At 38.4% G+C, this 8,678-nt stretch carries 10 protein-coding genes; 5 read left to right on the top strand and 5 right to left on the bottom strand.

The genetic code is table 11. The annotated features are described in order from the left end of the window. Positions 1 to 170 precede the first annotated feature (170 nt). The 5 genes from DW251_RS17345 to DW251_RS17320 all read right to left on the bottom strand — a co-directional run bounded on the left by DW251_RS17345 (position 171) and on the right by DW251_RS17320 (position 3,093). Positions 171 to 644 carry a GNAT family N-acetyltransferase gene (locus DW251_RS17345; protein WP_021422709.1) on the bottom strand — a complete coding sequence of 158 codons (474 nt, stop codon included), beginning with the start codon at positions 642 to 644 and terminating at the stop codon, positions 171 to 173. A gap of 220 nt (positions 645 to 864) precedes the next feature. After that, positions 865 to 1,185 (bottom strand): TfoX/Sxy family protein, encoded by a 321-nt coding sequence (locus DW251_RS17340; protein ID WP_105309540.1) that lies wholly within the window; start codon positions 1,183 to 1,185, stop codon positions 865 to 867. Positions 1,186 to 1,211: 26 nt separating this feature from the next. Continuing rightward, positions 1,212 to 1,607 carry an SRPBCC family protein gene (locus tag DW251_RS17335; protein ID WP_011068146.1) on the bottom strand — a complete coding sequence of 132 codons (396 nt, stop codon included), beginning with the start codon at positions 1,605 to 1,607 and terminating at the stop codon, positions 1,212 to 1,214. 29 nt (positions 1,608 to 1,636) lie between these two features. Next, on the bottom strand, positions 1,637 to 2,164 hold the full coding sequence (locus DW251_RS17330; protein WP_118301873.1) for a flavodoxin domain-containing protein: 528 nt from the start codon (positions 2,162 to 2,164) through the stop codon (positions 1,637 to 1,639). 257 nt (positions 2,165 to 2,421) lie between these two features. Further along, positions 2,422 to 3,093 carry a helix-turn-helix transcriptional regulator gene (locus DW251_RS17320; RefSeq protein ID WP_021422697.1) on the bottom strand — a complete coding sequence of 224 codons (672 nt, stop codon included), beginning with the start codon at positions 3,091 to 3,093 and terminating at the stop codon, positions 2,422 to 2,424. 509 nt (positions 3,094 to 3,602) lie between these two features. Between DW251_RS17320 and DW251_RS17310 the strand changes: the two genes are divergently transcribed. The 5 genes from DW251_RS17310 (at position 3,603) to DW251_RS17285 (ending at position 8,634) form a co-directional block, all read left to right on the top strand. Further along, complete coding sequence (locus DW251_RS17310) at positions 3,603 to 4,664, top strand: replication initiation factor domain-containing protein (RefSeq protein ID WP_279217558.1); 1,062 nt, start codon at positions 3,603 to 3,605, stop codon at positions 4,662 to 4,664. Then, a complete protein-coding gene (locus tag DW251_RS17305) occupies positions 4,664 to 4,867 on the top strand; it encodes an excisionase (RefSeq protein WP_002607397.1) in 204 nt (67 codons plus the stop codon). The genes DW251_RS17310 and DW251_RS17305 overlap by 1 nt, the downstream gene beginning before the upstream one ends. Before the next feature lie 78 nt (positions 4,868 to 4,945). Then, positions 4,946 to 6,139: a site-specific integrase gene (locus DW251_RS17300; protein ID WP_101774306.1), complete on the top strand. Its 1,194-nt coding sequence runs from the start codon at positions 4,946 to 4,948 to the stop codon at positions 6,137 to 6,139. Between the two features lie 451 nt (positions 6,140 to 6,590). Then, complete coding sequence (locus DW251_RS17290; RefSeq protein ID WP_118301872.1) at positions 6,591 to 7,202, top strand: hypothetical protein; 612 nt, start codon at positions 6,591 to 6,593, stop codon at positions 7,200 to 7,202. 337 nt (positions 7,203 to 7,539) lie between these two features. Beyond that, entirely contained in the window at positions 7,540 to 8,634 is a 1,095-nt protein-coding gene (locus DW251_RS17285) for a PTS sugar transporter subunit IIC (protein WP_118301871.1), read from the top strand. Positions 8,635 to 8,678: the final 44 nt, after the last annotated feature.

Below are 8,678 nucleotides of genomic sequence, written 5' to 3'. Positions count from 1 at the left end.
TCATAGAAGGACCTTACTTAGGTTATTTTACAGAAAAAGTTTCATAGGCTCCTATAAAATAACACCCAAAAGACATCATTACACCTAAATGGTGTCTTTTTAAAAAGCAGTCAATCATAAGACTAACTGCTTTGTATGTAGGGATATGAAATTGTAAACTAGATTGTCTGTTATAGATTTATAGTCATAATATATTCTTCGCTGTTTTCATCAACAACAAGAAAACCTGCTTTCTTATACATTTTTACTGCATAATTATTTTTCTGAACAGATAAGGAAATTTTTGAATAACCAAAAGATTTTTCCACTAACAATAATTGTTGCAATAATGAAGTCCCAATCCCTTGTCCTCTATACTTTTGAAAAACAGACATAGCAAGGGACGGTGTATCATTGTCAATGTGTCCGTAATCGTTCATTATTCGTACCCAAATAGCACCTATGACATTTCCTTGAACTTCCGCAACTAAAGCCCTATCATCTTTTCGCTTTCCAAATTCAAAAACATATTCTTGTAATTCTGGACAGTTAATTATTGATTTAGGTGGTGGCTCAACACCGTCTGGAATATAAATTGCTTCATACAAAAAGTCATTGAGTAAATCATATTCTGCTTTTTTAATTTCCCTTATGATATAATCCATAACTTGACTCCTAATCTATTTTATCTTTTTTCATACCCCGATTATACCATTCACATATAAGCGCTACAACAAAATTTTATGCTTCAATAATCTTGTTAAAAAGTTCTAAGAGTATATCATTTCATCACTCCAATCTATAATTTTGGTAAGAAAAAAGCAGTCAATCCTAAGACTAACTGCTTTGTGTGTATGGATATGAAATTGTCAAGTTAAAAACTGTTTATTTTTTCTTTTTAGGTTTTTGCGTTGGTAGTTCATCATACATCACATTAAATAACCCCGTCAGAAAATCTTTATTATCAATTTCTTCCACCAATAACATTTCTTTGGCATTTTCGTATGGAATTTCATAAGTAACTGTTGGCATATAAGAAATTGCAGACTTTGTTGGTTTTACCAGTAACCTATCATCATATATACCGCCAATGATTTTTCCACGATAATAGATAATAAATTCTCCCATCATTGCACGATATGTTATTTCTTGTAATTCTGATAATTGTTCTAAAACAAATTGTAAATAATCTTTACTTGAAGCCATTTCCAACCCTCCAATCTTGAATTTTATTATTCCAATGCTTTCTTTAAGTCCAGAACAAATTGCTTTTGTTGTTTTTTTAAATAGGTTTTTACAAAAGGTTTCATAAACCACTTTTTAGGTATCACATTTTCTGTAAAGTCTATTTGTGTTTCATTCCCTTTGTCTATAAAAACACCAATCCAATGACCTTTCATGTTGCTATTCTCCATATCAAATTCCCAGCGTTTATATGGTTCTACAACGGTGACGGTAAATGTAGTAGCATATCCATTTTTTGTGTATTCAATAAATTGTTTGTCATTTATTATTTCTGTTTTGCTCAAATCACTTCGCCATGAGTTATATTTATCAACAGCTAAAACAATGTTCCAAACTTTTTGAAAATCATTACTAATAATTGTATTTATATTTGAAATTGCCACTTTTTCATTTCCCCTTTTCAAACTGAGATTTATTGAATCACCTCTACAATTTGTTTTAGCGAATCATAATCAACAAAATCTACTTTTGTGTTATAGGTTTCTATCAGTGCCTTATCTTCTTGCGTAAGGCTTTCAATTGGCTTGTTTTTAAGAGAATGATATAACATTTTCATCATAGTCTTGTGCTTGAAATTCAATTTACTGTAGTCTATACCACCTCTTAAGTGAAAGATTAAAGAGTTTTTATAAATATCTTTTTCAAGTTGTTTTTCAAGGGAGGCTTTAATGTTATTAGTATTTTCTTTATTATTTACATCTGCAAGCCCTACAGTAACCAGAATCGTTTTGATATTGCTATTTTTCAATAGTCTAAATGTGTTTTTTAATCCTTTTACACCACCTGCATACAACCCCCCAAAATAAATTATCTGCTCGTAATCCTTTATATCCTTTATGTTTTCATAACTTATGCAAGGAATTTCTGTTATCTCTGAAAGTTTTGTAGCGTATGCTTTTGCTGTTCCATATTGACTACCATATATAATTAAACTTTTCATAATTCTTTATACCTCTACAACTTCCAATTTGTCGCTTTCTTCATACTCATATTATAACAGTTCCATATATCCACCACAATAAAAATCAGCATACCCTTTAAATATTTTCTGCATTGAAAATGCACACTTTTCCTTTCTTCCTCTTGATTACCAATCACAGAAAAGAAAAAGCCCTGTCAAGAGCCTTGCCACCATTGGTGGTGCTTTGCACTCTTTACTGGGCTTTTTGTTTGCTGTATCTTCCATGCAAGAGGAAATTAAAAACCTCTGTTCCATTTCGCCTTTAGATAATCTTCATAATCTCCCTCATTAAAGTCTACTTGTGGAGAAGTATTAGGAATGTTTTTTCTGTTGTCAATATCTGCAAGTTGACGGAATATCCAATCATCATAAGGGTTGTGATATTTGTATTCTTTTGGTTGTTCTCTGTATCGGTCTAACCCTCGCATTTCCTTGTGTACTTTCATCATACGTTCTATTTTTTGACGCTGTATCAACTGTTTGATTTCCATAAGTTCTTCAATTTCTACAACCTCATTAGAAAGATAATTGCTGATGTATCTAATCAATATGGTTTCCATGTAGAATTTGTATTCGTTTTCATTATCAAAGAATTCATTTTCAGACAGATAATCTAAGGAAACATTGAAGTCCTGTTCCCGTTTGATAATATCCATAATATATGGCTCGGTATGGTCGATATACTTCCATTCTCCCGACAATAATTCATTGGGTGTTACACCCAGCACGTCCATTATCTTCTCTAATGTATCAAAGGTAGGATAATTCACACCACGTTCAATCTTGGAAAGGCTCTGCATATTGATACCGATTTTGTCCGCAAGTTCCTGTTGTTTCATTCCTCTGTGTTTTCTTATGGTCTGTATGTTTTCTCCTAAGAAACTGATTTTCTTTTCATAATGCTCCATAACTTAGTATAACCGCTCCTTTCGTTGCTTCTCTTGGTATTTATAAGCATATCATACTTAATATATATCCAAAAGTCAACAAAAACTTCTTGACAAGTAATTCTAATGGCGTTATTATCGTATTAGATGGAGTGATTAAGCACGCTAGGGTCAATCACACGCTTGAGTAAGCATAGAGAAGATATATTTTCACTTTGATAGCATGAATAAGCATGGACTGTCAGACCGAAAATAGTGGTTTCCAAAAGGGGCTGGCTGGACGGGGCACGTCCCCCAGACGTGTTCGGACAGACAGTTCCTTTTGGAAAGGGAACGCCTTTAGGCGTTCGTAAAGGGCGTATATGTAACACCGCCCTGCGCATACATGTAACACCGCCCTGCGCATACATGTCATAGTACCTAGAAACTGTGATAAATAAAGGACAAAACGCTATTTTTACCCCGCAAAAAAACGGGGCATACGAAAGGAGTAATGCACTATAACTACACACAAAAATTTATCCGTTAAGATTGATTACATCAGCATTGTATTTGATACTGCAACCGCAGAAGATGTTATCATGCACATTTTAGATTTACCGACTGACATTTTCAATGTCTATTCGGCAAGCGTTAAATTCAAGACCTATCAAGCACGCTGGCAGATTGGAGATATTTATGTATCGGGGGACGCAAGAAAAACAGAGGACAACCCACAAGGGTTAGGCTGTTATCTTGTTATGACTGGCAGAGGTTGTGATGATATTTTCCGTATTCTCGACAGTAGGAATTATACCTTTGGGGATATGTTCCGACGTTGCGAGCGAAGATACGGACTGGATAACTTCCATTTCACAAGACTTGATATTGCCATTGATGATAGGAACGAAAAGCCATTCTTTACCATAGAGCAGATAAAGAAGAAATGCGAAAAAGAGGAATTTATCTCCAATAGTGAGGGCTACCACTTTGATGAAAGCAAGTTTGACGATTTCGACACCGCAAAGACTGTTTATATCGGTGCTGGAAAATCTGGATTATCCTACCGCTTTTATGATAAGGATAAGGAAGTCTGTTCAAAACATAATAAGACGCTTGAGGAAGTCGGCAGTTGGAAACGGACAGAAATGCAACTGCGTGATGATAAGGCTCATGTTTTTGCCATGACATTTAAGGACAGACCGCTGGAACTTGGGGAACTGGCTTTCGGGCTACTGGCAAACAACCTACGCTTTGTCGTGCCAAACAGAAACGAAAGTAATAAAAGCAGGTGGAAAACGTGTAGATTTTGGGAACGCTTTTTAGGGGCTGTGGAAGTCTTGAAACTGCAAGTACCAAAACAGCAAAATTCCCTTGAGGAAACACAGCAATGGCTCACAGAGGGTGGCGTGATTTCCGCTGTCAAAAGTTTTTATTTCTTAGAAGAACATGACGCATTAGGTGGACTGGAAAAAGTAGGAACTATGCTTGATAAGGCAAGATACAGCAGTTCCCTTTCCAGTAAATTAACCGCCCATTTACAGAGGATAAACCGCACCGACCTTATCCCCTATATCCAGTATGACACGAAACATGGGAAAGGGGGTATCTGATGAATAACAACGATATTCCCGTATGGGAAAAATACACCCTTACCATTGAAGAAGCGTCAAAGTATTTCCGTATCGGAGAAAACAAGTTAAGACGATTGGCAGAGGAAAACAAGGACGCTGGCTGGCTCATTATGAATGGCAACCGCATACAGATTAAACGCCGACAGTTTGAACAGGTCATTGACAAATTGGACGCTATCTAGTGCAAATGAGCCTTGTATGTGTTATGATGAACACAAGTCATATCAAGGCTCTTTCCAACAAGGAAAGGAGCAGACACCATGAAAGAAAAAAGACGGGATAACAAAGGACGTATCCTGCATACTGGAGAGAGCCAACGAACAGACGGAAAATACTTATATAAATATGTGGACGCATTTGGAAACACAAAATATGTGTATGCTTGGAGATTGACACCCACAGACCCGACACCAAAGGGAAAACGGGAAAAACCCTCACTTCGAGAACTGGAACAGCAGATAAGACGGGATATTGAGGACGGTATCGACAGCACAGGCAAGAAAATGACGCTTTGCCAACTCTATGCCAAACAGAACGCACAGAGGGCAAATGTGAAGAAAAGCACACAAAAACAACGGGAACAACTCATGCGGTTATTGAAAGAGGACAAGCTGGGTGCTAGGAGCATTGATACAATCAAACCCTCTGACGCTAAAGAATGGGCGTTACGCATGAAAGACAAAGGCTTTTCCTACAATACCATTAACAACCATAAACGCTCGTTAAAAGCGTCATTCTATATCGCCATACAAGACGATTGTGTAAGGAAAAATCCCTTTGATTTCAAGTTAAGTGAAGTCATAGAAAATGATACCAAAGAGAAAGTCGCATTGACAGAGGAACAGGAACAAGCCTTACTCTCATTCATCAAGACGGACAATGTGTATCACAAATATTATGATGATATGCTGATATTATTAAAAACAGGACTTCGTATCTCGGAACTGTGCGGACTGACAGTAGCCGACATTGATTTCAAGAATGAAGTTGTGATTATCGACCACCAGTTATTAAAGAGCAAGGAACAAGGCTATTACATTGAAACGCCTAAAACAAAAAGCGGAATAAGGCAAGTGCCATTAAGCAAAGAAACGATACAGGCATTTCAACGGGTTATGAAGAAACGCCCAAAGGCAGAACCATTTGTGATAGACGGACGGGGCAACTTCCTATTTGTCAATCAGAAAGGCAAGCCAAAAGTTGCGATTGATTACAACGCCTTATTTGTCCGTATGGTAAAGAAATACAACAAGCACCACAAAGACAATCCCTTGCCACATATCACACCGCATACGCTACGCCATACGTTCTGCACAAGGCTGGCAAGCAAGAACATGAACCCAAAAGATTTACAGTATATCATGGGGCATTCAAACATTAGTATCACAATGAATTGGTACGCTCATGCGTCCATAGATACCGCAAAATCAGAGGTTCAGCGTCTAATTGCATAGAAGTATTTACCACGATTTTAACCACGTTTGATAGAGAAAATATAAGAAGATAGACCTAGATATGTGAGGTTTACCACAAAAGCAAAATGCCCGTAGAGCCGATAAAATAAGGCTTTGCGGACATTTAAGAAGATATAAAAAGATAGTCAAAAAGACATATATAATTTAGATTAATCCTTATACGATTGGTTCCTGGGCTTTAGGTCTTATCAGTATCAGTCTTCCTTTTGAAAAGTATCCGGACCTGGTAAAAGAAGAATACCAGGCGGCACCTGCAGATTATGCTGTAAAGATCGCAGCTTATGCAGATTACAGTGCTGATATTTATAATGACGGTACATTTGTTGATGTAAGTGTTTATCCCTACGGAGCAGATGGGTTTGCAAACAATGCCCTTCGTATCCAGATCCAAAATAAAGAGGAAGAAGTCGCAAGCCAGGATTTCAACGATATGTACTATTTCAATCTGGACGCATATTATGTGAGATCAGGAGACAGACATTTTCTCCATGTTCTGACCCATGCAGAAAATGACTGGACTACGGATAATGTATATGAGATCACAAATGGGCAGATCCATGATCTGGGATATGTAGAGGGAACTCCGGCACTGATACGATATGAGTATAATTATAATGAGAACAGTCTTTTTACCAACAGCGAGGATGTGGCTGCATACAATGATCCAGGTGCTCTTTACCTTGAAAAGACTATGAACGCATTCAGTACCTATTCCGGCAGCAGACATTATCATGTAGGAAGCTCTGGACTTTTAGAAAGCAGAGATCCTTATGTGGTAGGCCCGGCAGAAATAGTGGTTACAGTAAAAAAGGCACTGACTGTAAAAAAGACAGATGCCTCTGGAAGAGAAAATGGAAAAACAGAAGTGATCCCTGTGGGAACAAAACTGTATTTTTACATGACAGATAATGAAAGTTACGTGATCTTTCGTTATGATGGGGATCAGTACGGAAAGGTATCTATGTATAACAGTGACTGGCCCCAGAAAATAAATGGGGAGGAACTTGAAAGCGTACTGGATGGAGTCATGTTTGCAGGGTGAAATTTTACATAAAAGTTACAAAAATTCCCTATAAGGCCTTGTTTTGTTAAATATGAGTTGCATTTATATGAAAAGTATGCTAAAATCTATACAAGCTGTTCGGGAAAGGCTTTCCGGCAGACAAACAATGAAATCCTATTCGCATTACACCAGAGAGCCAGGAGTTTAACTCCTGGCTTTTTGGTATGTGTAAAAGTGTGCAGACTGCTTTGAACTGTTTTTGTAAAGTCAACTGTCTTGTCATATGACAAAAGTAATTGACAAGACAGAAAAACAGAGTTAAAATTGCGGGGACGTTAAATGATGAAAAGAAAACAGATTATGTTATGGAGGCATTATGGAAAAGTTAAAAGATTTTCTGCACCGGAAAGACATTGAGATCAGTGTAAAACGGTATGGCATTGATGCTCTTGGTGCAATGGCGCAGGGACTGTTCTGTTCCCTTTTGATCGGAACCATTATCAATACACTGGGAAGTCAGCTTCATATTCCGTTTCTGACTATGACAGTAGCAACAGTCAATGATACAGCCTATACAGTAGGCGGCCTTGCATCTGCCATGAGTGGCCCGGCTATGGCGGTAGCGATTGGCTATGCCCTTCACTGCCCGCCCCTTGTATTATTTTCCCTGATCACCGTAGGTTTTGCATCCAATGCACTTGGCGGCGCAGGTGGTCCTCTGGCAGTTCTGTTTGTAGCAGTTCTGGCATCAGAAGCAGGTAAGGCTGTTTCCAAAGAGACAAAAGTGGATATCCTTGTTACACCTCTTGTTACCATTGGCGTAGGTATCGCATTATCTGCACTTCTTGCACCGGCTCTTGGAAAAGCAGCCATGAAGGTGGGAAATGTGATCATGTGGGCAACAGAGCTTCAGCCATTCTTAATGGGTATTTTAGTATCTGTATTTGTAGGTATTGCCCTGACACTTCCGATTTCTTCCGCAGCCATCTGCGCAGCTTTAGGTCTTACAGGACTGGCTGGCGGAGCAGCAGTAGCAGGCTGCTGTGCCCAAATGGTAGGTTTTGCAGTTATGTCTTTCCCGGAGAATAAATGGGGCGGTCTGGTATCCCAGGGAATTGGTACATCCATGCTCCAGATGGGAAATATTGTAAAAAATCCTAAGATCTGGATCGCACCGATCGTTACTTCCGCTATTACAGGACCGATCGCAACCTGTCTCTTCCATATGGAAATGAACGGAGCTGCTGTTTCTTCCGGTATGGGTACCTGTGGTCTGGTTGGTCAGATCGGCGTGTATACAGGCTGGGTCAAAGACGTTTCTGAGGGAACCAAGGCAGCTATTACAACAGGTGACTGGGCTGGACTGCTTCTTGTATCCATTATCCTTCCTGCAGTGATCTGCCCGATCATCAATATGTTCTTAAAGAAGATCGGCTGGGTCAAAGAAGGAGACTTAAAGTTAAGTTACTAAAACTTCCCACACCGATGTGGTGTGTTGAACCTTGAAAATTCAAT

The organism is Clostridium sp. AM22-11AC (assembly GCF_003473545.1).
Lineage (GTDB): Bacteria > Bacillota > Clostridia > Lachnospirales > Lachnospiraceae > Enterocloster.
Note: the sequence above shows the minus strand (reverse complement) of the source record. Positions and strands in the feature narration are given on the sequence as shown.